The organism is Noviherbaspirillum suwonense, assembly GCF_900182955.1.
Lineage (GTDB): Bacteria > Pseudomonadota > Gammaproteobacteria > Burkholderiales > Burkholderiaceae_D > Noviherbaspirillum_A > Noviherbaspirillum_A suwonense.
This window is the reverse complement of the sequence record NZ_FXUL01000002.1, coordinates 225,426-248,318: the sequence shown is the minus strand read 5'-3', so window position 1 is coordinate 248,318 and position 22,893 is coordinate 225,426. Positions and strand designations below refer to the sequence as shown.

The window sequence follows — 22,893 nt, the reverse complement described above, 5'->3', positions numbered from 1 at the left end:
GTCTGATCGCCAGGTCGATCCTAGCAACAGACTTGCAGCGGCGTAAAGAAATGCGGTAGCCGGGGACGATTGCGATCAATCAGGCGGTTTTTAGGATGGTACGCACAACGATCGTGCGGGAGAGATCAAGGGCGGCAATTCGGCACGTGGGCTTGTATTGCCATCAGGGGCAGCCGGAAGGAGTAATGCCATTTCCAGTTCGCGGTGAACCGGGCGAGATCGATGCTTCCGATTCGTCACCGCAACTTGTAGGGTGCAACAAGCGCAAGCGCATTACGCCATTCGTCGCGAACAGGCGATGGTGGTTGATTGGCCGGTGGTGTAATGCGCTGCGCTTTTTACGCCCACGGATTTGGGTGGCGCTTGTGAAACGGGATTGGTCCAGGGCGTGGACGATCGGCGGGATGGGGCGGATGAAGGCGGGGCGAAGCGCCACGGCCGGCGCCGCCGCTCAAGACGGCGTTAGGGACTTAGGCATGGCGCCCGATCGATTTCGGCTGCACGACGGCTGCCAGGGTGCGCAGCCTGCGTTGCCGCAGCAGGTCCTCGAACGCATCCAGCTCGAGCGGATACGCGTACAGGAAGCCCTGGCTGAAGTCGCAGCCGGCCGCGCGCAGCCAGTCATGCTGCTCGGCCAGTTCGACGCCCTCGGCGACGACCTTCAGTCCCAGCTTGTGGGCCAGGATGATCATGGTTTCGGCGATCGCCTTGCCGGCCGTGTTGTCCCGGCCGCAGTTGACGAAGGACTGGTCGATCTTCAGGAAGTCGACGTTGTAGTTGGTCAGGTAGGACATCGACGAATAGCCGGTGCCGAAATCGTCCAGCGCGAACTGGATGCCGGCGCGCCGGAGCAGGGAGATGCGCTCGTTGACCGTCGGCGTGGCCTGCAGCAGCAGTCCCTCGGTGATCTCGATGACGATGCTGCTGGTGTCCAGCCCCAGGCGTTCGAGGAAGGCCAGCCAGTCCAGTTCGGGCAGGCTGTCCGGCGACGACAGTTCCAGCGGCGACTTGTTGATGCTGACCTGGAATGGCATGCCCAGCACATTGCCCAGGCGCAGCGCGGCTGCGGCGGCCTGGGTGAACACCCAGTCGCCGATGCGGCCGATCAGGCCGGCTTCCTCGGCCAGGTGGATGAACTTGTCCGGCTGTATCAGCCCGCGCGTCGGATGGCTCCAGCGCAGCAGCGCCTCGGCCTTGACGATCTCGCCGGTAACCATGTCGATGATGGGCTGGAAATACAGCTTCAGCTGGCCGTCGATCGCGTCATGCAGGTCGTTGGTGATGCTGATCCGCGCGATCGCCTTGTCCTGCATGTCCTGCGAAAAGAAGCGGCAGCAGTTGCGCCCGGCGTTCTTCGCCACGTACATCGCCTGGTCGGCATTGCGGACCAGGTCGCCGCTGTTGTCGGCGTCGCGCGGGAAGCAGGTGACGCCGATGCTGGCCGAGATATGCACGACGTTGCCCGCGAGCTGGATCGGGTCCGACAGCTTGCGCAGGATCTGCGCGGCGATCAGTTCGAGCTGCAGCGGGTTGGCGAGCGCCGGCAGGATGACGGTGAATTCGTCGCCTCCCAGCCGCGCCACCGTGTCGGACTCGCGCACCGATCCCCGCAGCTCGTCGGCGACGATGCGCAGCAGCAGGTCGCCGGCGCTATGGCCGTGCAGGTCGTTGACTTCCTTGAAACGGTCGAGGTCGATGAACATCAGCGCAAACGGCGTACCCGCGCGCCTGGCCTGCACGACCTCGTATTCGAGCCGGTCGAGGAAGAAGCTGCGGTTGGGCAGCGCGGTCAGGTGGTCGTAATTCGCCCGGTACCAGATCTCGTGTTCCGCCACCTTTTTCTGCGAGATGTCGCTCAGCGTGCCGATGACCCGCGTCGCCTGGCCGCGATGGTCGCGCTCGACCACCGCGCCGCGGCTCAGCACCCATTTCCAGTGGCCGTCCTTGCACCTGATCCGGTATTCATGGGAGAACCAGCCCGGCTCGCCCTTGGCGCAGGCGCGGATGTTTTCCAGCACGCCCGGCTGGTCTTCCGGGTGGATCAGCGCCTCCCATTCGCCCGGCGTGCCGCTGCTGAGTTCATCGCTGTCGTAACCCAGGATGCGGCGCCAGGCCGGCGACAGCAGCGACTTGTTCGACACGACGTTCCAGTCCCAGATGCCGTCGCCGGCCGCTTCCAGCGCCATCCGCCAGCGCTGTTCGCCGGTGCGCAGGTTTTCCTCGGCTTCCTTGCGCATCGAGATGTCGATCAGCGTGATCACGGCGCCGGTCGCCTGGTTGTCGGGCGACAGGTAGGGGACGATGCGCAGGCTGTACCATTTGCCGGAATTGCTGCGGACTTCGCGGTCGACCTTGTGCTGCTGCAGCGCGGCTTCCAGGTCCGGGCCGAGGCTGCGGTATTCCAGCTTGTGCGCAATGTCGAGCAGCGGCCGGCCAACGTCCTTCGGCAACAACTTGAAGACCGTCGTGGCCGGGCTGGTGTAGCGGCTGATGCGCAGGTTCGCGTCGACGAAGATCAGCGCCAGCTCGGTCGCGCCGACGAAATTCTCCAGGTCGTTGTTCGACTTCGTGACCCGGTTGACCATTTCGGTCAGCGCCGCATTGCCGGCTTCCAGCGTGTCCCGGTTCGCCTCCAGTTCGGTCGACGCACTGCGCAGCTCCTCGTTGATCGAATAAAGCTCCTCGTTCAGCGTCGCCATATTGCTGACGGTTTCCTCGTGCTCGATCGTCAGCCTGTGGAACTCGTCCCGCGACAGCATCAGTTCGGCATACAGGTCGGAAATGATGCTCTGGCTGGACAGCGGGTCGGCGGCGACGCATCCGCCAACGTCGCCGGCTTCCAGCGGTTCGAAAATAAGGATCACCGCGCCCGGATCGAGGTCGGCGTCGCTGATCGCCTGGGCGCTTACCCGGATCTCGTCGGCGATGTCGCCGCGCCGCAGCTGCAGCGCCTGGGAATGGGCGATCAGCCCGGTGCGCCGGGCGCGGATCAGCGTCGCCAGGAGTTCGGCCTGCGGGGCCAGCGCGACCGACGCCAGCGCAAACGGCCGCGTCGCGATGTCCCGCCGGTTGAAGTACGGCAGCGCCCGGGGGGAAACGAACTGCACTTCGTCGCTCCCGTTCAGAAGCGCGAACGCGAGGTTCTCTGCCATCGCCTTGCGGTACGGCTCCTCGGGTGCTGCAGTCATCGGTGGGCCCATGGTCTTTCCGGTAATGCCTGCCTGGCTTGGCAGACGCGCTGCTTTGTAACAAAAACCTGGCTGTTTTTGTTTTTCCTGCCGGTTGTTCAAACAGACGGCCGAGCGAAAAACTCAGACAGGACGGGCAGTCGCGGCATTTCCAGGGAAGGTAAGGCAAATTGGATAAATCTTATTGCATAATTAATTAATCGACAACTCGAAATTAAAACTAAAAAGGTAAAAACTGACGCTATTAAATTAACGGTAATAAACAGGCTTGCGCGCCTGGGCGGTAGACAGGCAAATGTCGCCGCCGCGGCCGCTTGACAAGCCTGCCGGCCGCTGCCAGCGTCAGCCGGGAAACTGCACCACCGGTCCGCCCGGCGTCCCGCCCGGCCCGACGAATGCCGGCGCCGGTTCGCCCGCCGGGCCGAGGTGGCGGATGAAGCGGTAAATGGCCCGCAGGTCGGCGGCCTGCATGTCGCGCAGCGCGAACCAGGGCATGGGCGGCCGGTACTGCTTGCCGTGCGCGGCCCTGACCCAGTCGTCCTCGCTCAACGCCGCCATCGTCAGCCGCAGGTTGGCCGCATAGGTCGTGCCCCACGGACCGCGGAAACCGACCGGGCTGCCGGTCAGCCATTCCTTCTCGGGAACGGCGCCGCCGCGTTCCGCGTAAGCCGGCGTATGGCAGTCGTTGCAGCCGGCAATGCGGACCAGGTAGCGTCCGCGCTCGATCGCCTTTCCGCCGGCGGCGGGAACGGGCCTTGCTGCCTGCTCGGCGGCGGATGCGATGACGGGACAACAGCTGAGCAGCGCAGCCAGCGCACTCGAGAGCAGCGCGGCGCGGGAAGTGGAACGGTGCATGCAGCCTCCATGAACGGGATCGTGACGGGTTCGTCGCTGCTTGATGAAATAGCGCCCGTGCGCCGCCTGCCTTGAGGAAGGTCAGAAACCACGCCGGCGTCATTCGGCATCCGAACAGTTTTTGTATTGCCCGGCGAAAGGCTATCGCCTACAATGATAACTATTCTCATTCGCATTAAGGCCATGCCCGGATGCGAGCCGCCGGAACTGCAGCGCATTCTTCTCCGTACCGGATTCGTCGCGCAGGCCGGCCCTACCTGGACCATTCCATGACATCATTGCGCCGGTTCCTTATTGCCGCCTTGTTCCTCGCGGCCGCGTTATGCGGCAGCGTCGCGCAGGCGGCCGGCTCCACCACCGAAGACAGCGCCAGGCAAATCTGGCAACTGCTCGACTACCTGGCCGTCGACTATGCAGGCGCGGTGGACAATGGCAAGGTCGTCGCCGCCGGCGAATACGCCGAAATGCAGGAGTTTGCGCAGACGGCCGCCACGCAGCTGGCGGGCCTGCCGGACAAGCCGGAACGGACCGCGTTGCTGGCGCAGGCGGCCAGCCTGCAGGCCGCGATCGCCGCGAAGGCCGCGGCTGCCGACGTCGGTGGCCAGGCGCGGCGCCTGGCCGCGGCCTTGCTGGCGGCCTATCCGGTGCCGGTTGCGCCGTCCGGCGCGCCCAGCCTGGAGCGCGGCCTTGCGCTCTACCAGGCGCAATGCGCGTCATGCCATGGCGCCGAGGGCCGGGGCGACGGTCCGCTGGCGTCCCAGCTAACGCCGCCGCCGGTGGCTTTCTCGAACCGCGAGCGGGCGCGCGAACGCAGCCTGTTCTCCCTGCACCAGACCATCACCCGCGGCGTGTCCGGCACGTCGATGCCGGCATTCCCCGCGCTGAGCGAGGACGACCGCTGGGCGCTGGCATTCTTCGTATCGACGCTGGCGTTCGGGGAGCAGGAACGCCAGGCCGGCGCCGCGCTATGGAAATCCGACGCGGCGGTGCGCGCCGCGCTGCCATCGCTGGCGGCGATGACGCAGGCGTCCGAAGCCACGCTTTCCGCATCGATCCCGCCGCAGCAGGCAGCCGAGGTGCTGGCCTACCTGCGCAGCAACCCGGCGTCGCTGGCCCAGTCGAACGGCGGCGGCCTCGCGCTGTCGTCGGCGCGGCTGCGCGAAAGCCTGGCGGCGCTCGACAAGGGCGACCGCGCGAATGCGTCGCGGCTGGCGCTGTCGGCCTACCTGGACGGCTTCGAGCCGGTCGAACCGGCGCTGGCGGTGCGCGACGGCGCGCTGTTCAAGGCGGTCGAGAAGGACATGGGACTGTACCGGGCCGCCGTCGCCGCCGGCGACGTCGCGCAGGCGCGGGCCGTCGAACAGTCGCTGCAGGCGTCGCTGGTGCGCGCGCAGGATGCGCTCAGCCAGGCCGGCAACGACCCGATGGGCGTATTCGTCGGGGCGCTGACCATCCTGCTGCGGGAAGGCGCCGAAGCGCTGCTGGTGGTGATCGCGATGGTTGCGTTCCTGAAAAAGGCCGGCCGGCAGGACGTGCTGCCGGTGGTGCATGCAGGCTGGATTTCCGCGCTGGCCGCCGGCGGCCTGACCTGGTTCGCCGCCACCTACATGGTCGAGATCAGCGGCGCCAGCCGGGAGCTGACGGAGGGCTATTCGTCGCTGTTCGCGGCGGCCATCCTGCTGAGCGTCGGCATCTGGATGCACCAGAAGAGCATGGCCGGCCGCTGGCAGGCGTATATCCGCGACAAGCTGTCCGCGGCCCTTGGCCGGCAATCGGCCATCATGCTGTTCGTGCTGGCCTTCGTCACGGTCTATCGCGAGGTCTTCGAGACCGTGCTGTTCTATGCGGCGCTCTGGACCGAGGGCACCGGCGCCTACCTGCTGGCCGGCCTCGGCCTGGGCGTGGTGCTGCTGGCGGCGGTCGGCTGGATCATGCTGCGCACGTCGACCAGGCTGCCGGTCGGGCGCTTCTTCGCGATCAGCTCGGCGCTGGTGGCGGTGCTGGCGGTAGTCATGGTCGGCAAGGGCGTGGCGGCGCTGCAGGAAGCCGGCGTGCTGGGCATCACGCCGATCGCCGGCCCGAGCCTGGACCTGCTGGGTATCCATCCGTCGATGCAGACCATGCTTGCGCAGCTGGCCGTGATCGCCGTCATCGTCGTCGCCGTGCTGTTCAATGCGCGGTCGTCGCGGTCGCTGCGGGCCGCCTGAACCGGCGCCCGCGGCGTCCGGGATTGCAATAAACCTTCCTTTGCGGCGCATTTGAGACATTTACTGCAGGAAATAATGCTTATAATTATTTCTTGCAGGCATCGCCTCAATATTTTTGCCATCATGCCGTAAACCGTAGAGAACCGGCCCCATGGGTCGGACCTGCGCCGGTCGCGCCCGTCGATGCTGAAACAGGCAACCGGGCGCGCAGCGCAGCCGCCTCGACGGGATGCACCGATGGATAGCCAAGGAAAACCACGCAAATGAACGATCTGACCGAAGACCTGGACGCGCTGTTTGATGAAGTCGCAGCGCAGCATGCGGCCGTAGCCGCGCCGGCGGCGCCTGTCGCCGCCGCGCCCGCCGCCACTGCGGCTGCTCCCGCCGCCGCGGACGCCGGGCAGGATGGCCAGGAACCCCAATCCCAGCTGTTCGACCGTCTCGGTCATATCGTTCGCCAGCTGCACGACTCGCTGCGCGAACTCGGCTACGACCGCAGCCTGTCGGACATCGCCACCGAAGTCACCGATGCGACCGACCGGCTGGAATACATTGCGACGCTGACCGAACAGGCCGCCAACAAGGTGCTCAATTCGATCGACGAGGCGATGCCGGTGCAGGACAAGCTGATCGCCAGGGCCAGGGATGTCGACAGCCGCTGGAATGCGCTGTTCGACGGCAAGCTGGATGTCGAGCAGTTCAAGGCGCTGGCGCACGACTCGCGCGACTTCGCCGCTACGGTGGTCGAAACCGGCGAAGCCGAGAAGGCGCGGCTGATGCAGATCATGATGGCCCAGGATTTCCAGGACATCACGGGACAGATCATCAAGAAAGTGGTCAATATCACGCAGAAGCTGGAGCGCGAACTCGCGCAGCTTCTGGTGGACACCGCGCCGCAGCAGCACAAGCTGCGGGAAAAGGACAAGGTCGTGGACCTGCTGGCCGGCCCGGCCGTGCCGGCCTCCGCGATGGCGCAGACCGACGTTGACGACTTACTGGCCGATCTGGGATTCTGATGGACGACATGCTCAAGGACTTCGTGGTCGAGGCGCTGGAACTGGCGGTCGACGTCGAGGAAAGGCTGCTGCAGCTGGAGCGGCACCCGGACGACCCGGACGCGCTCAACGCGGTGTTCCGGTCCTTCCATACGATCAAGGGCGGCGCCGGCTTCATGAACCTGCCCGGCATGGTGTCGGCCTGCCACCTGACCGAGAACCTGTTCGACGCGCTGCGCACCGGCAAGACCGCCGTGACGCCGCTGGCGATCGAGGCGGCGCTGCAGGCCAGCGGCTTTGTCGCCGACCTGCTCAACCAGCTGCATAACGGCGCCTCGCCCGAAAGCCTGGCGCCGATGCCGCCCGAACTGGACCGTATCCTGACGGATGCGATCGAAGGCCGCCAGACCCTGGCCGCGCCGATTGCGCCGGCTGCGCCTGCCGCGGTCGCTGCCGCTGATGCCGGCGCTGCGCCGCAGGCCGGCGTCGATGACGCTGAAGTGGACTGGATCGCCTTCTACAATGCGGTCGTCCCGGCCGGCATGCAGGCCGCGCCAGCCCCGGCTGCCGCCACGGCCGAACCGGCGCCGCCGGCCGCGTCCCAGACCGGGCCGCAGGCCATATCGCCCGTTTCGGCCCAGCCGGCCCAGGCGTGGGACGGCGCGGAACGCCGCGGCTCGTCGACCGAGGCGCGTGCGCCGGAGGAAAGCATCCGGGTCGACGCAGTGAAGCTCGACGCGCTGCTGGAAGTGGCGGGCGAATCGGTGCAGGCGGCCAACCAGGCCGCCGTGCTGCTGGAGAAGCTGCAGCAGTTCAAGTTCGACGGCGGCGCCGCGACGCTGATGGCGACGCTGTCGGAAACGCTGGGACGCGCATCGCGCTATGCCACCGAACTGCAGCGGGCGACCCTGGCCACGCGGATGCAGCCGGTGGGCCGGCTGTTCCAGAAATTCCCGCGCCTGGTGCGCGAACTTGCCCGGGATCTCGGCAAGGAAGTCGAGCTGGTGATCGAAGGCGCGGAGACCGAGGTCGACCGCGTCGTGGTCGACAGCCTGTACGACCCGCTGGTGCACATGCTGCGCAATTCGCTCGACCATGGCATCGAGAACAGCGACGAGCGGCTGGCAGCCGGCAAGCCGGCGCGCGCCCGGATCCTGCTCAAGGCCTGGCAGGAAGCCAACAGCGTGATGATCGTGATTTCCGACGACGGCCGCGGCATGGACCCGCAGCGGCTGCGCTCCAAGGCGGTGACCAACGGCCTGATCGCCGAATCCGCCAACCTGACGCCGACCGAGGCTTACCAGCTGGTCTTCCTGCCGGGATTCTCGACCAAGGAAGTCGCTTCCAGCGTGTCTGGCCGCGGCGTCGGCATGGACGTCGTCAAGACTGCCGTCGAGAAGCATCGCGGCGCGATCAGCATCGACTCCACGCTGGGCACGGGCACCCGGTTTTCGATCCGGCTGCCGATCGAGCTGTCCATCGTGCCGACGATGCTGGTCACCGCCGCCGGCGCTGCGCTGGGCATGCCGCTGGCGCTGGTCGAACGCGTGGTCGAGTTGCCCGAGACCTTCATGCATGTCGGCGGCGCGCCGGTGCTGCGCGACCAGGGACTGACGCTGCCGGTGCGTTCGCTGGCGGCGTCGCTGGGTTACGAGCCGGGAGAGGAAAGAGTCGGCATCGTGGTCGCCGCGCCCAGCCCGTATGTGCTGGCCGTAAGCGCGGTGGACGGGACTGCCGACCTGGTCATCAAGCCGCTGACCGCGCTGTCGGTGCCGGGCATCACCGGCACGGCCAGGTCCGCCGAGGGCGAGCTGGTGCTGGTGGTCGGCCTGTCCTTCCTGCTCGCGGGCGCCGGGCTCGACGCCTACGCCTGATCGCCGATGACGCCGCCGCCCGTCTATCGCTGCTGCCAGCCCGGACTTCTGTTCGATGCAGTCGATCGCGACGCCGTCATCTTCCTCGACCTGGCGCAGGTCTTTCACCAGGAAACCATCGCGCGTTTCGATGACATCGTACGGGCGTCGGCGGCCGGCGCGTTTGCCGACATGGGCTACGAGGCGCATTCGCTCAAGGGCACGGTCGGCGCCGTCGGCGCCACCGGGCTGGTGCAGCTGCTGCGCGACATCGAAACCGCCGGCCTTGAGCAGCGCCGGCCTTGCACCGCGGAACAGCTTGCGCAACTGCAGCAGCAGCTCCAGGCTGCGCGCGACGACATGGCTGCGTTCGTTGCGACGCTGCAGCAACCGGACTAAACAACCGGACTAAACAACGGGCCCGAGAAACCGGCCTGAGAAACCGGGCTGGCCGCCTGCCTCGGCCGGCCTTAAGCGCGTCCCGCCTTACCTATCCCGCACATCGTTCCAGATTTCCCCCTGCCGCATCGATGGGCTGCCGCTGCCGGCCGTCCTGTCACGACATTCAATCCATATCAAACCTGATCTGCAACCGATGCTGGGTCGCCGGTACTCATTTCGCGCTTTTTTTGGGTCGTGCGATCTGGCAGCGCGCGATTGCCGGCTTCATTTATCCTTTAAAGGAAGAACCATGGCGTTTGATTTGAAGAGCGAAGCGACTGCGTTACGAACGCCTGTTCCACAGGGCCAGGCTCATCTTCCCACGCAGCCGCGCCCCATCGCCGACCGCGACCGTTCCGGCCAGAAATCACGATCACCGTCGCCGACGCTCTATTCGGTCCACTTCGGCGCCGCCGCGGCGAAAACGAGGGATACCGGCAGCTTCCTGGCGCTGCACAAGAACAAGCCGGTCAACTTCAACGACGCCCATATGCATCCGGGCAATTACCGGCAGGACGGCTACAAACTGGACCGGTACATGCAGCACATGGACGAGCTCGGCATCGGTTACACCACGCTGATGTCGATTCCCACGAGCCTGAAGGGCCGCACCGAACCCAAGCTGGTCGACGGGGTCGGCATTTGCGGCTGTGCGCCTTCCTACTACCTGCCGCGCGATCTGCTTGAAAAGAATTACATCACAAGGGATGACGTCAGCAAGGTCTGCAAGCTGCAGACTCTCTACGCGGACACCGAGGTCGACGACATGCTCGCCGAACGCTACAAGCAGCTCACCGAGTCGCAAAAGAGCAGGTTCGACCCAATGATTACCGGGCTGCACATAGGCGCCGACGACTGCAGCAACAGGCTGCTGCACAAGCTGGAGCGCAACAGGGGCGTCTTCACCGGCGTGGGGGAAATCACCATCCACAAGGAAGTGGTCGATGCGCTGATGGGCGAGGGCTGGGCGCACTTGAAGAAGAACATCAATCCGCTGATCCAGCTGCTGTATACCTGCGGCGAGATCGGGATGCCGGCAGTCGTCCATTGCGATATCGACCACTATGCGCCCACGCCAGGCAAGGCCGCGAAATATCTCGACGGCTTGAGCAAACTGTTCTCGCACGAGCATGTCAGCAAGACCACGATCGTCTGGGCGCACGCGGGCGGCCTCGGCCGCTTCGTCAATGCCCCGGACGGCCATGTGCGGAGCCTGCGTGCGCTGCTGACGGCAAATCCCAGGCTGCATGTCGACATTTCATGGACGGTGGTGGCTGACAAGGTGGTCGGCGACACCGTTGGGTTGAACGAGTGGAAAAGCCTGATCCAGGACTTCCCGGACCGCTTCCTGTTCGGCTCCGACACGCTGGCGCCGGCCAGCGCCGGGGTCTGGAACGCCACCTATGAAAAATATGAAGCGCTGAGGGACGTACTGGACGAGACTGTCGTCCAGAAAGTGTTCGTGGACAATTACAGGCGCGTATTCGTCGACGCCCGGAAAAACGTCCGCAGGTACGAGCAGGAACGGCTGGGTACCGACCTCGAGCGGCTGCAGAATGCCTTCGAGGCAACGGGGATGCAGGCGCCTGGCATCCAGGCCTCGTCGGTGCTTGCGGCAGCGCCGGGGTCCGGATCGAGCCCGACCACCTTTGCTTCCCCATCCCCGACGACGGTTGCGCCGGCGTCCATGAACCTGGGAAGCGCGCTGTCTACGTCGACGTCGACGACGTCATCGTCCTCGACTTCCAGCACCAGCACGGTGCCGGCCGGCGACACCCGCCTCCAGCCCGAATACGTCTGAGCGCCGTCAGAACTCGGCTTCCAGCTCGTCGATGCCGTCCGGCTCCAGCAAGGCCTCGGCGACCCATTCCTGCACCGGCTCCAGCGACATGATGGCGTCGCAGTAGCCGGCGCACACCGGGTCGACTTCGACGCCGTAGGTGATGAAACGGGTGACGACCGGCGCGAACATCGCGTCGGCCATGCAGGGCTGGCTGCCGAACAGGAAGGGGCCGCCATAGGTGTTGATGCAGACCCGCCAGATCACCGTGATGCGGTCGATGTCGGCCTGCGCCCGCGCCCAGACGCGAAAGTTTTCATACCTGGCCTTCAGGTTCATCGGCAGCGCCGAGCGCAGGGCCGAGAAGCCCGAGTGCATCTCGCCGCTGATGGCGCGGCAGTGGGCGCGCGCCTTGCGGTCCGCCGGCAGCAGGCCGGCGTCCGGACGGATCTCGTGCAGGTACTCGGCGATGGCCAGCGTGTCCCAGACCTCGATGCCCTCATGCCGCAGGCAGGGCACCAGGATCGACGGCGCGAGCAGCAGGATCTCGGCGCGCATCGCCGGGTCGTCCGGCGAGATCACGATCTCGTCGAACGGCAGCCCGGCCAGGCGCGCAAGCAGCCATCCGCGCATCGACCAGGACGAGTAATTCTTGCTGCTGATGGTAAGCGTGGTCAGTTGCATGCGGTCGTCCTCGGGCGGTTGGCCATGCCGATCCGGCATGGCGATCGGTCATCGATCAGCAGCGCGCATGCAAGATTGATACCGAGGCCGTCGCCCGATGGCGCAGTCCTTGCTAGAAAGACTGTACGGATTGCATCACCATCGGAGCCCGAATGAAGTATGAAGCCTACCAGGCGCACGCTGACCTCATGGCTCACATGCGCCTGTACACCGAGGCGACGCTGAATACCATGCGGCAGCCGTGGCTGGCCGAGCTGCCCGCCGCCCGCCGGCTCAGCGCCGCCTGCATGGTATTCGCCAGCGCCGAGGTCACGCATCGCCGCCCCGATTTCGGGATTTCCAGCGTCATGCTCGGCGAAGGTGCGTTGGCGCGGGAAGTTTTGGTGCAGGAAGAGCAGGTGCACGTGGCGCCGTTCTGCACGCTGCTGCGTTTCAGGAAAGAAGGCGCCGCCCAGCTGGCGCAGCCGCGCGTGCTGCTGGTCGCGCCGATGTCGGGCCATTTCGCCACGCTGCTGCGCGACACCGTGCGCACGATGCTCCCGGATCATGACGTCTATATCACCGACTGGCACAACGCCCGCGACGTGCCGCTGTCCGCCGGCCCGTTCGGGCTGGAGCACTACACACGCTACCTGATCGATTTCCTGGCCCTGATCGGCGAGGGCGCGCACATGCTGGCGGTGTGCCAGCCCTGCGTGCCGGCGCTCGCCGCGGCTTCCATCATGGCCGAGGACCGGCATCCGGCGGCGCCGCGCAGCCTGACGCTGATGGCCGGGCCGGTCGACGTGCGCATCAGCCCGACCGCGGTCAACCGGCTCGCCACGTCCAAGCCGTTTTCCTGGTTCGAGAACAACCTGATCAGCGCGGTGCCGCGCCGCCATCCTGGCGGCGGCCGGCGGGTCTACCCGGGGTTCCTGCAGCTGACCGCATTCATGAGCATGAACCTGGAGCGGCACATGGACGCGTTTCGCGGACTTTACCGCGACCTGGCCACCGGCGAGTCCGACAAGGCGGCGGTCACCCGCGCGTTCTACGCCGAATACTTCGCGGTGCTGGACCTGCCGGCCGAGTTTTACCTGGAAACCATACGCGACGTGTTCCAGCATCCGGCGCTGGCCTGCGGCACGCTGAGCTTCGAAGGCAGGACGGTGCGGCCCGCCGCGATACGGCGCACCGCGCTGCTGACGGTCGAGGGCGAGCGCGACGACATCTGCGCGCTCGGCCAGACCATGGCCGCGCAGGACCTCTGCACCGGCATCCCGGCCTTCCTGAAGTCGCATCACATGCAGGCGGGCGTCGGCCATTACGGCGTTTTCAGCGGCCGACGCTGGGCCCAGCAGACCTATCCGATCGTACGAGAACTCATCTACAGCACGGACAGCCTTTGAACGGAGGATGGATGAAAACCGCAGATCACGCGTTGCAACCGGAATGCATGCCGACCGTATTCACGCTGCGGCTCCACGGGCAGGTCTACCGCTGCGCGGTGTCGGACGAGGCCCTGTACCTGCTGTCGCAGAAGATGGACCCCGGGCTGGACCGCATCGACGCCTACCTGCTGCTCAAGCGCCGCGTCGCTTGCGCGGCGCAGGCCTGCCTGGACGACGGCGCGGCCGGACTGCCGGCGCTGATGGAAGCGCGGCACGTGATCGCGCATGCCTGAGGCAGGGGAGCGGCAGGGGATGCCTGGCGCAGGCGCCAGGCGGCACGGCCGGGAAAAGCGGCTGGACGCGCCGCGCCACACCGGCTACTCTGGCATGGTTGCGCACGGAAAAGTTACCATTCGGACAGAAGCGTGGGTGGGCGAGCAGATAGTGGGAGCGGCTGTATGTTCGCCAGCGTACTGTTGATTGCAGGGAGTCTGGTGTATAAAAGGCAAATATGCTGCCTCGTCACGGGCGGCATCCTTACCACAACAAACAGGAGCTAGAAGATGGTCGATTACAACGCCGACAAAGCAAGCAGCGAAATTAAATCGCTGGTATCGGATGCGCAGGACTTGTTCAATGCCGCGGCTTCGGCCTCGTCCGACAAAGCCGCTGCGCTGCGCTCCGAGGGCATGCGCGTACTCGAAAACGCGCTGTCGTCCGCGCGCGACCTGCAGGACAGCGCCGTGAAGACCGGCAAGGAACTGGCGAGCACCGCCGATGACTTCGTCCATGAAAACCCATGGAAGACGATCGCCATCTCGGCAGGCGTCGCGCTGCTGATCGGTGCGCTGCTGACACCGATGATTACCAAGAAGTAAGTATTTTCTCGCCGGGCGGCAGCGCTCGCTGCCGGTCCCGGCAGTTCCAAGGGACACAATAATGAGAAACAACGAAGAGAACGCGGCACGTCTGGAAGACCTGATGAAATTGCCGCCCATGACCTCGCAGCAGCACGCGGAAATCATGCGCAAGCGTATCGGGGGCCGTCACGCGCTGGAAGAAGCACGCGATCGCCGCCAGCTTGGCCTGGACGATGAGTTGTTTCCCAGTTGAAACAAGATAAGGATGGTTCTGGATGAATGCAATCGATTTTCTGGTCAGCCAGCACCGCTCCATGGAGACCATGCTGGCCGGCGTGATGGATGCCGGCCCCGAAGCGCGCCAACGCCTGTATGCGGAGGTCGCCGACCAGCTGACCATGCACATCAGCGCCGAGGAAGTGGTTTTCTACCCGGCAGTCCGGGCAGCCCGGACCGAGGACATCCTTCTGGAGTCGCTCGAGGAACATTTGTCGCTGAAGCGGCTGATGGCAGACCTGCTGGCGCTGAATCCTGATGAGCAGACCTTCGAGCCGAAATTCAAGGTGCTCAAGGAGCAGGCGGAGCATCATCACAAGGAAGAAGAGGAGCATCTCTTCCCCAAGGTAAAGGCCGCGCTCGACGCGTCCCGCCTCAACGAACTCGGCGCGCAGATGATTGCGCTGCAGACGCAGCAGAAAATGGAAGGCAGCCCGCGCGACAATGTCGCCGGCGAGACTGACGCCGCTGCGCCGCTGTAGTACTCCCGCCTGGTGTTTCGACGCCGGGCGGCTGGAGCCGGAAAGCCTGATCGCGACGCGATAGTGCTGTTTCCGATCCGGTATTGCGAACGGGCTGTATCACGGCAACACCGTGATACAGCCCGTTCTGCTTTTGGGAGCCTGGATTAGAGCACTTTGCCCAGGAAGGACAGCGACATCCCGTGCGCGACCGCGGAGGCCTTCTGGTTATACGACGGACGCTCCCAGCAATTGAAGCCGTGGTCGACATCCGGATAGGTCTCGATCACCGCATTGCGCGCCTTGCCGAATGCGGCCTGCACCGCGTCGATCGCGGACTTGCTGATGAAGTGGTCCTTCTCGGCAAAATGGAACAGGATGGGGCAGGTCACCTTGTCCGCCTGGTTCAGGTGGCCGTCGATGCCGCCGCCGTAATAGCAGACCGCGGCGTCGACGCCGGCATTGGCCGCGCACAGGTAGGACAGCAGGCCGCCCATGCAGAATCCGAGCGAGGCGACGCCGCCGCTGACTTCCGGCATGCCGCGCAGCATGTTGACCGCCTGGGTCAGGTCCTGGACCGCCAGCGGCAGGTCGAGATTTTTCAGGTAGGCGAAGGCCTGGGTCGAGCCGGCCTCGTCATACTGCAGGTCGACGCCCGGCTTCTGCCGCCAGAACACGTCCGGCGCCAGCACCACGTAGCCGTCAAGCGCGTACTGGTCGGCGACCGCGCGGATGTGGCCGTTGACGCCCCAGATTTCCTGTATCAGCACGATGCCCGGGCCGGTGCCCTTGGGCGGCAGGGACAGGTAGCCGCGAAAGGCGTTGCCATTGTTCGTGTCGATGTCGATCCAGCGTGAATTCATGCTTGCTCCTGATATGAGTATGGGTATGGGATTGGGATTGGTGTGCTTGAGGTCGTGGCCTGCGGCCGGCGCGGGTCATTGTAGCCGCTATCAATTGCGGCTGCTTCCGGCCGAAGTGTGTCTTGGCGCACCGACGCCGCGGGCCTGTTGCCACTAAGGTAATGGCTTGCTAAACAATAAGGAGCCATCATGAGCCAGGAAGCCAGCACCCAGTTGAAAGACCTGAAGGAAAAGATCAAGGACGTCAAGTTCGGCATGTTCACGACGCTGGACCCGGACGGCAAGCTGTCGTCGCGGCCGATGACCAGCCAGCAGCTGGACGATGACGGCAACCTGTGGTTCTTCACGTCGGACGTCACCGATTTTGTGCGCCACCTGAACGAGCATCCCAATGTGAACGTCGCGTTCTCCGATCCTGACGACAGCCTGTACGTGTCGGTCGCCGGCCACGCCGAACTGACGCGCGACCGCGCCAAGATCGACGAGCTGTGGAGCCCGCTGGTGTCGGCATGGTTCGACGGCGGCAAGGACGATCCGCACCTCGCGCTGATCAAGGTGGATGTCAGCAGCGCCGAATACTGGGACACCCATTCCAGCAAGATGACCCAGCTCTACGCGCTGGCGAAGTCCGCGCTGACCGGCAAGGCGCCGCGCGATCTGGGCGAGCACAAGAAGATCACGCTGTAGTAGATCACGCTGTAGTCAGGCGCGCTTCAGTCGTGCTCCGGTCGCGCGCCAACCCCTGTTCAGCGTCGGATCGGCCGGGACTCAGGCCGGCGCCAGGCTGAAGCGGGGCATCGATAAGCGGTGCGTTGGAACTGGCCGGCCGGCCGGGTTCAACGCACCGCTTTTCCTATCCGGCGACAGATCCGCTACCATATCCGCAAATTTTTCCCGCGGAAATCCCATGGTCAAGGTCTACGAAATCGACGGCATCACGCCCGTCGTCCATCCCACCGCCTTCGTGCATCCCAGCGCCGTGCTGATCGGCGACGTGATCGTCGGCCCGCACTGCTATGTCGGCCCGGCCGCCTGCCTGCGCGGCGACTTCGGGCGCATCGAGCTGGAGGAGGGCGCGAATGTGCAGGATGCCTGCGTGATGCACAGCTATGCAGACAGCGACGCGGTCATCGAGCGCTACGGCCATATCGGGCACGGCGCGATCCTGCACGGCTGCCGCATCGGCCGCAATGCGCTGGTCGGGATGAATGCGGTCGTCATGGATGGCGCGCTGATCGGCGCGGAGTCGCTGGTGGCGGCCATGAGCTTCGTGCGATCCGGCATGCAGGTGCCGCCGCGCAGCATGGTGGTCGGCATGCCGGCCCGCGTGCTGCGGGAACTGACCGACGAGGAGGTCGCGCAGAAAACCCGCGAGACCGAGGAATACATCGCGCTGGCGCAGCGTTCGCGGGACACCATGCGCGAGGTCGATGCGCTCGACGCCCCGGAAGCGGGACGACGGCGCATCGGGGCAGGGCGGATCAGCCCAGCTTGACCGGCAGGAAGATCTTCTCGTCGCCGCGCTGGACCAGCACGGCAAGCTGCTTGCCCGCTTCGCCAACCAGCTTCTGCAGGTCGGCGGCCGACGTGATCCGGGTGCCGTTCACCGCGACGATGATGTCGCCGGGCTCGATGCCCGACCGGGCCGCCGCGCCGCCCGCGCCCTCGACCAGCAGGCCGCCGTTCAGGTTTGCCTGGCGGCTCTCCTCGGGCGACAGCGGCCGCACCGCGACCCCGAGCTTGCCGCGCGGCGCATTTTCCTGGCCGGCCGCGGCCGCCACCTTTTCGGTAGCGCCCGACAGGGTGGCGCTCAGGGTTTCCTTCTTGCCATTGCGCCAGATGTCGATGCTGGCGCGGTCGCCCGGCTTGGCCATGCCGACCAGCGCCGGCAAGTCGCCGGAAGCAGTGATCGGCTGGCCGTTATAGGCCAGGATCACGTCGCCCGGCTGCAGGCCGGCCTTGGCCGCCGCGCCGCCCGGCACCAGGCTGGCGACCAGTGCGCCTTCCGGCTGCGGCAGCTTGAACGAATCGGCCAGCGACTGGTTCAGCTCCTGCACCGTCACGCCCAGCTGGGCGCGGCTGACCTTGCCGGTGGCGACGATCTGGTCCTTGACCGACAGCGCGACGTCGATCGGTATCGCAAAGGACAGGCCCATGTAGCCGCCGGTCTGGCTGTAGATCTGCGAATTGATGCCGACGACCGCACCGCCGGCGTCGAACAGCGGGCCGCCCGAGTTGCCGGGATTGACCGCGACGTCGGTCTGGATGAAGGGCACGTAGCCGTCGCCCGGCAGGCTGCGCCCCTTGGCGCTGACGATTCCCGACGTGGCGCTCTGCTCGAAGCCGAATGGCGCGCCGATGGCCAGCACGTAGTCGCCCACCGCCAGCTGTTTCGGATTGCCGAGGTTGACCACCGGCAGGTTATGCGCGTCGATCTTCAGCACGGCGACGTCGGTGGCCGGGTCGCTGCCCAGCACCTTGGCCTTGTATTCGCGGCGGTCCTGCAGCTTGACGGTGACTTCCTGGGCGTCGCGGACCACGTGCGCGTTGGTCAAAATGATGCCATCGGCGCCGACGATGAAGCCCGAGCCCTGGCCGTGCACCAGCGCGCGCGGCGCATTGCCGCCGTTGGGCTTGCCCTGCATGCCCGGCATGCCGCGGAAGAACTGGTAGAACGGGTCGTCCTCGTCGACCTGGGGCATGCCGCGCGCCGAGGCCTTGACCATGCCCTCGGTGTTGATGCCGACCACCGCCGGGCCGTAGCGCTGGACGATGGCGCGGTAATTCGGTGCGGTCATTGCGGCAATTGGCGCGCTCGGCGCGGCGCTGGCCGCTGCCGGCGCGGCGGCAACCTGCTGTGCCGGCCTGGACAGCCATTCGGACGGATTCCAGCCTGCAGCCGCGGCGACCGAACTGGCGAGTATGCCGGCGGCGACAAGGGCGGAAGTGACTTTGGTGCTTTTCATTGTCTTATCCTTTCGGTGCGTTGTTGGTTTAACGGTTGGGTGCGTTGATGCTTTGGTTAAGGAGATGATAAGGAAGCAGACTTAAGCCAGCCTTAAGGGCGCGGCTGTGGCGGCGATGCAAACGACGCTGGCTGCGGCAAGGCCGGTCACCGGCCCGCCGGGTAACGAGCGCTGCGCTGGCGCTCCCCCGCATGCAACGGCACTGCGCCGCGAAGGAGGGTGCAGACCTGCGGCGCTTGCTAGAATGGCGGCCATCCCAACCAGAAAAACAACCATGAAACTGCGTCGTTCACTGCTATGCGGCCTGGCCGCAACCTTCCTGATTTCGGCCGCGCCGCTGGCGCAGGCCCAGTCCCAATCACAATCGCAGTCCACGCCCCAGGGCCAGGCGTACCCGACCCGGCTGATCCGCTTCGTCGTGCCTTACCCGCCGGGCGGCCCGCTCGACGCGATCGCGCGCATGCTGGCCGAGAAAATGCGGGAAGGCCTGGGCCAGCAGGTGATCGTGGACAACCGGCCGGGCGCCGGCGGCAACCTGGGCGCGGACATGGTCGCGAAGTCACCGCCTGACGGGTACACCATCGTGATGGGCGCGGTGGCGACCCATGCGATCAACCCGACGCTGTTCGCCAAGATGCCCTACGACCCGGTGCGCGACTTTGCGCCGGTGTCGCTGGTGGCCAGCGTGCCCAACGTGCTGGTGATTAACACCGAGATCGCCGCCCGCCACAACATCGCCACGCTGCCCGACCTAGTCCGGTATGCGAAGGCGCACCCGGCCCAGCTCAATTTCGCGTCCGGCGGCAACGGCAGCGCCGGCCACCTGGCCGGCGAGCTGTTCAAGTCGATGGCGAAGGTCAGCATGGTCCATATCCCGTATGCGGGCGCAGCGCCGGCCCAGCTCGGGCTGCTGGCCGGACAGACCGACCTGATGTTCGACAACCTGGCGTCGGCCAGCCAGAACATCCGCGCCGGCAAGCTCAAGGCGCTGGCGGTGACGACCGCCAGGCGCGCCGAGTCGGTGCCGGAGCTGCCCACCGTGGCCGAGGCCGGCCGGGATTACGGACTGGCCGGTTTCGACATCAATACCTGGTTCGGTGTGCTTGCGCCGGCGAAGACGCCGGCGCCCATCGTCGAGAAGCTGAACGCGGAAATACGGCATGCGCTGCAGTCGGCCGACGTGCGCGAGCGCATGGCCAAGCTGGGTGCGGAACCGTCGCCGACCTCGCCCGAGCAGTTCGGCGCGCTGATCCAGGCCGAACTGAAGAAATATGCGGCGGTCGTCAAGGCTTCCGGCGCCAAGGTCGACTGATCCGACTGATCAGGCGCTCTGCAGCAACGCCGGGAACAGGCTGCCGGCGCGCAGCAGCCGGGCCGCCGCCGCGGCCGGCAGCGGCCGCGACACGTAATAGCCCTGGACCTCGTCGCATCCGAGGTCCTGCAGTATCGCCAGCTCCTCGGCATTCTCGACGCCTTCCGCGACCACGCTCATGCGCAGCACGTGCGCCATCGACACGATGGCCCGGAAAAACGCCATGCCTTCGCGGCCGTTGCGCAGCTGCGCGGTAAACGCGCGGTCCACTTTCAGCACATCCAGGTCCAGCTGCTGCAGCTGCGACAGCGACGAATAGCCGGTGCCGAAGTCGTCCACCAGCAGCTTGATGCCGAGCGCCTTCAGCGCGGTCAGCTCGTCGGCCACGGGGCGGTCGGTGGCCAGCATGCAGGACTCTGTCAGCTCGACTTCCAGCAGCGACGCCGGCACGCCGTGGCGGGACATGCAGCGGGCGATCATGCCCGGCACGTCGCCGTGGTTGAACTGCCGGGCCGACACGTTGATCGACACGGGCACCAGCGGCAGGCCGTCGGCCTGCCATGCGCGCAGCTGCCGGCACACCTTGTCGGCCACCTGGCATCCCAGCGCCTCGATCAGGCCCATGGACTCGGCCACGCCGATGAATTCCAGCGGGCCGACCAGGCCGCGCAGCGGATGCTGCCAGCGCACCAGCGCCTCCATGCTGCGCAGCTCGCCGGTCACGGCGTCGACCCGCGGCTGGTAGTGCAGCACGAACTGGTCTTCGTCGACCGCGTCCCGCAGCGCCTGCTCCAGCGCCAGCCGCTGCACCAGGCTGGCCGACAGCGCCGGCTGGTAGAAGCGGTACTGGCCCTTGCCGCCGGCCTTGACCGCATACATCGCGATGTCCGCATGCTTGAGCAGCGTGTCCGCGTCGTTGCCGTCGTCCGGGAACATGCTGATGCCGATCGACGCATGGACTTCATGGCGGCTGCCGTCGGACAGCACAAATGGTTCGCCGAGCGCGGCGATCACGCGCTCGGTGATCCGGGCCACGTCGTCGACGCTGTCGACCTGTTCGAGGACCACCGTGAACTCGTCGCCGCCGAGGCGCACCGCATGGTCGCCCGGGCGCAGCGCCGCGCGCAGCCGCAGCGCGGTCAGCCGCAGCAGGTCGTCGCCGGCCGCATGGCCCAGCGTGTTGTTGACGTTCTTGAAGTCGTCGAGGTCGAAGAACAGCAGCGCCAGCTGGCGCCCGCCGGCGCGGGCCGCTTCCAGCGACTGCGGCATCGTCTGCATCAGCCAGTGGCGGTTATGCAGCGTGGTCAGCGCATCCTCGCAGGCCAGGCGCGCCAGCGCCTGCGCATGCGCCTTGGCGTCGGAGATGTCGCGCACCGTCATCGCCAGCGCATCCTCCGAGCGCACCAGCTTGCGCTGCAGCCAGAGCGGACGCCCGCCGCGGTCGCGCCGGGCCATGAATTCATCCTCGTGGAAGCCGGTGTCCATCGCCAGGCGGAAGATGCCCATCACCTTGGACAGCGCGGCGCCGCGGTACAGCTCGCGGAAGCGCATGCCCAGCAGCTCGTCGCGGCCGAAGCCGACGAAGGCCGCGCCGCGCTCGTTGCAGTCCTGGACCACGAAATCGACGATCTCGCCATGCTCGTCGGCGATGCTGCGGATCATGAAGAAACCCTCGCGGGCGCTATCGGTGGCGAGCCGGTAGGTGTCCTTCACGCGTGCCTCGCGCCTGGCCCGTTCGGCCGCGCGCAGCGACGCGACGATGCCGCAGAAGCCGGCGACGGCCAGCAGCGCGGTGACGCCCAGCGCGGTCTGGCGGGCATGGTCCGACGCATCGTCGGCGCCGGCCTGGATATCGGCCGCCGCGAGGCCCACCGTTGCGGTCAGCGGGTAGCCCGACAGCCGCTGCCAGGCGACCAGCCGGGCGGCGCCGTCGGCAAACTGGCTGGCGTCGAGCGCCTTCAGGCCGGAAGCCTGGTCGAAGCGCGGCGGCGCCGGGAAGAGGCGCGCGTTGTTGCCGTCCAGGGTGCCGCCGACCTTGGCCGCCAGGAACTCGCCGTCGGCCCGGTGCACCGCGATGAAGTCCTGCTCGCCCAGGCTGGACCGGTCATAGAAGGCGGCGAGATACGGCGCCTCGACCGCGACCATCACCACGCCGTCGAAGCTGCCGTCGGGTTTCCGGAGCGCGCGCGAGAATGCGAGGACCTGCTTGCCCGTGGTCCGTCCGATGTACGGCTCCGAGATATACAGCCCGGACGCCCGGCCCGCCTGGTGCACGCGGAAATACTCGCGGTCCGACACGGCCACGCGCGCCGGAAGCGTGCCGGAAACCGTATCGCCCTTGCTGTCGACGATGAGCACATACAGTCCGTCCGACTTCGGGTACATCCCGTGCTCGGCCTGGTCCTCGAGCGACACGCTGCCGCGGGTGTGTTCCCAGTAATACTTGAGGGTGAGGGTGATCTGGTCCAGTTCGCCGATGCCGCGGCGCAGCTGCTCGGCATAGGCGCGCGACAGCGCCTGCGCCTGGCGCTGCGCGGCGGCGTTGGCCAGCGCATGGCGGTTGGTCGAGCGCGCGGCCTCGATGCTCCATACCAGCCCGATCAGCAGGCTGCAGCTGATGAAAACGATCAGGGCGAGCGGCGGTATCCGCCGGATGGCGGCGATCATCGCAGGAATTTCGACTCTTCTTTTAGCCATTCGAGTGTCGCTGTGTCCAGTGGCAGCGGGCTGCTGATGGGGTATTTACGGCCATCCGCGGAATTAATGAAGCCCCCGCAGCGGG

At 66.3% G+C, this 22,893-nt stretch carries 19 protein-coding genes; 13 read left to right on the top strand and 6 right to left on the bottom strand.

The genetic code is table 11. The annotated features are described in order from the left end of the window. Window positions 1-470: 470 nt before the first annotated feature. Together QOL82_RS04315 and QOL82_RS04310 are read right to left on the bottom strand one after the other, a co-directional pair. The gene (locus QOL82_RS04315; RefSeq protein WP_283441014.1) at window positions 471-3,200 is read right to left on the bottom strand and encodes an EAL domain-containing protein; all 2,730 of its coding nucleotides are present in this window, start codon (window positions 3,198-3,200) and stop codon (window positions 471-473) included. Window positions 3,201-3,530: 330 nt separating this feature from the next. Beyond that, the gene (locus QOL82_RS04310; RefSeq protein WP_283441013.1) at window positions 3,531-4,043 is read right to left on the bottom strand and encodes a cytochrome C; all 513 of its coding nucleotides are present in this window, start codon (window positions 4,041-4,043) and stop codon (window positions 3,531-3,533) included. A 269-nt stretch (window positions 4,044-4,312) separates the two neighbouring features. Here QOL82_RS04310 and QOL82_RS04305 point away from each other — a divergent pair, with 269 nt between their 5' ends. The 5 genes from QOL82_RS04305 (at window position 4,313) to QOL82_RS04285 (ending at window position 11,340) form a co-directional block, all read left to right on the top strand. Further along, window positions 4,313-6,250, top strand: a complete 1,938-nt coding sequence (locus tag QOL82_RS04305) for a cytochrome c/FTR1 family iron permease (protein WP_283441012.1) — start codon at window positions 4,313-4,315, stop codon at window positions 6,248-6,250. A gap of 263 nt (window positions 6,251-6,513) precedes the next feature. Then, window positions 6,514-7,266: a protein phosphatase CheZ gene (locus QOL82_RS04300; RefSeq protein ID WP_283441011.1), complete on the top strand. Its 753-nt coding sequence runs from the start codon at window positions 6,514-6,516 to the stop codon at window positions 7,264-7,266. Then, window positions 7,266-9,119, top strand: a complete 1,854-nt coding sequence (locus QOL82_RS04295) for a chemotaxis protein CheA (protein WP_283441010.1) — start codon at window positions 7,266-7,268, stop codon at window positions 9,117-9,119. The genes QOL82_RS04300 and QOL82_RS04295 overlap by 1 nt, the downstream gene beginning before the upstream one ends. Before the next feature lie 6 nt (window positions 9,120-9,125). Then, on the top strand, window positions 9,126-9,497 hold the full coding sequence (locus QOL82_RS04290) for an Hpt domain-containing protein (RefSeq protein ID WP_283441009.1): 372 nt from the start codon (window positions 9,126-9,128) through the stop codon (window positions 9,495-9,497). 292 nt (window positions 9,498-9,789) lie between these two features. After that, window positions 9,790-11,340, top strand: a complete 1,551-nt coding sequence (locus QOL82_RS04285; RefSeq protein WP_283441008.1) for an amidohydrolase family protein — start codon at window positions 9,790-9,792, stop codon at window positions 11,338-11,340. 6 nt (window positions 11,341-11,346) lie between these two features. Here QOL82_RS04285 and QOL82_RS04280 read toward each other — a convergent pair whose 3' ends face one another. Then, window positions 11,347-12,003, bottom strand: coding sequence for a glutathione S-transferase family protein (locus tag QOL82_RS04280; protein ID WP_283441007.1), 657 nt, complete (start codon window positions 12,001-12,003; stop codon window positions 11,347-11,349). Window positions 12,004-12,155: 152 nt separating this feature from the next. Here QOL82_RS04280 and QOL82_RS04275 point away from each other — a divergent pair, with 152 nt between their 5' ends. The 5 genes from QOL82_RS04275 (at window position 12,156) to QOL82_RS04255 (ending at window position 14,991) form a co-directional block, all read left to right on the top strand. Next, window positions 12,156-13,391, top strand: coding sequence for a polyhydroxyalkanoate depolymerase (locus tag QOL82_RS04275; RefSeq protein ID WP_283441006.1), 1,236 nt, complete (start codon window positions 12,156-12,158; stop codon window positions 13,389-13,391). Window positions 13,392-13,402: 11 nt separating this feature from the next. Then, window positions 13,403-13,666, top strand: a complete 264-nt coding sequence (locus QOL82_RS04270; RefSeq protein WP_283441005.1) for a hypothetical protein — start codon at window positions 13,403-13,405, stop codon at window positions 13,664-13,666. Between the two features lie 270 nt (window positions 13,667-13,936). Then, window positions 13,937-14,251, top strand: coding sequence for an ElaB/YgaM/YqjD family protein (locus tag QOL82_RS04265; protein ID WP_283441004.1), 315 nt, complete (start codon window positions 13,937-13,939; stop codon window positions 14,249-14,251). A gap of 61 nt (window positions 14,252-14,312) precedes the next feature. Next, window positions 14,313-14,486 carry a hypothetical protein gene (locus QOL82_RS04260; RefSeq protein WP_283441003.1) on the top strand — a complete coding sequence of 58 codons (174 nt, stop codon included), beginning with the start codon at window positions 14,313-14,315 and terminating at the stop codon, window positions 14,484-14,486. Window positions 14,487-14,508: 22 nt separating this feature from the next. Next, window positions 14,509-14,991 (top strand): hemerythrin domain-containing protein, encoded by a 483-nt coding sequence (locus QOL82_RS04255; RefSeq protein ID WP_283441002.1) that lies wholly within the window; start codon window positions 14,509-14,511, stop codon window positions 14,989-14,991. A gap of 146 nt (window positions 14,992-15,137) precedes the next feature. Here QOL82_RS04255 and QOL82_RS04250 read toward each other — a convergent pair whose 3' ends face one another. Beyond that, window positions 15,138-15,833 carry a dienelactone hydrolase family protein gene (locus QOL82_RS04250; protein WP_283441001.1) on the bottom strand — a complete coding sequence of 232 codons (696 nt, stop codon included), beginning with the start codon at window positions 15,831-15,833 and terminating at the stop codon, window positions 15,138-15,140. A gap of 189 nt (window positions 15,834-16,022) precedes the next feature. Between QOL82_RS04250 and QOL82_RS04245 the strand changes: the two genes are divergently transcribed. Next, entirely contained in the window at window positions 16,023-16,520 is a 498-nt protein-coding gene (locus QOL82_RS04245) for a pyridoxamine 5'-phosphate oxidase family protein (RefSeq protein WP_283441000.1), read from the top strand. A gap of 220 nt (window positions 16,521-16,740) precedes the next feature. Further along, entirely contained in the window at window positions 16,741-17,328 is a 588-nt protein-coding gene (locus QOL82_RS04240; RefSeq protein ID WP_283440999.1) for an acyltransferase, read from the top strand. Here QOL82_RS04240 and QOL82_RS04235 read toward each other — a convergent pair. Further along, on the bottom strand, window positions 17,315-18,799 hold the full coding sequence (locus tag QOL82_RS04235; RefSeq protein WP_283440998.1) for a DegQ family serine endoprotease: 1,485 nt from the start codon (window positions 18,797-18,799) through the stop codon (window positions 17,315-17,317). The two genes, QOL82_RS04240 and QOL82_RS04235, sit on opposite strands and share 14 nt — an antisense overlap. A gap of 274 nt (window positions 18,800-19,073) precedes the next feature. Here QOL82_RS04235 and QOL82_RS04230 point away from each other — a divergent pair, with 274 nt between their 5' ends. Further along, window positions 19,074-20,111, top strand: coding sequence for a tripartite tricarboxylate transporter substrate binding protein (locus QOL82_RS04230; protein WP_283440997.1), 1,038 nt, complete (start codon window positions 19,074-19,076; stop codon window positions 20,109-20,111). 9 nt (window positions 20,112-20,120) lie between these two features. Here QOL82_RS04230 and QOL82_RS04225 read toward each other — a convergent pair whose 3' ends face one another. Continuing rightward, complete coding sequence (locus tag QOL82_RS04225) at window positions 20,121-22,808, bottom strand: bifunctional diguanylate cyclase/phosphodiesterase (RefSeq protein WP_283440996.1); 2,688 nt, start codon at window positions 22,806-22,808, stop codon at window positions 20,121-20,123. Window positions 22,809-22,893: the final 85 nt, after the last annotated feature.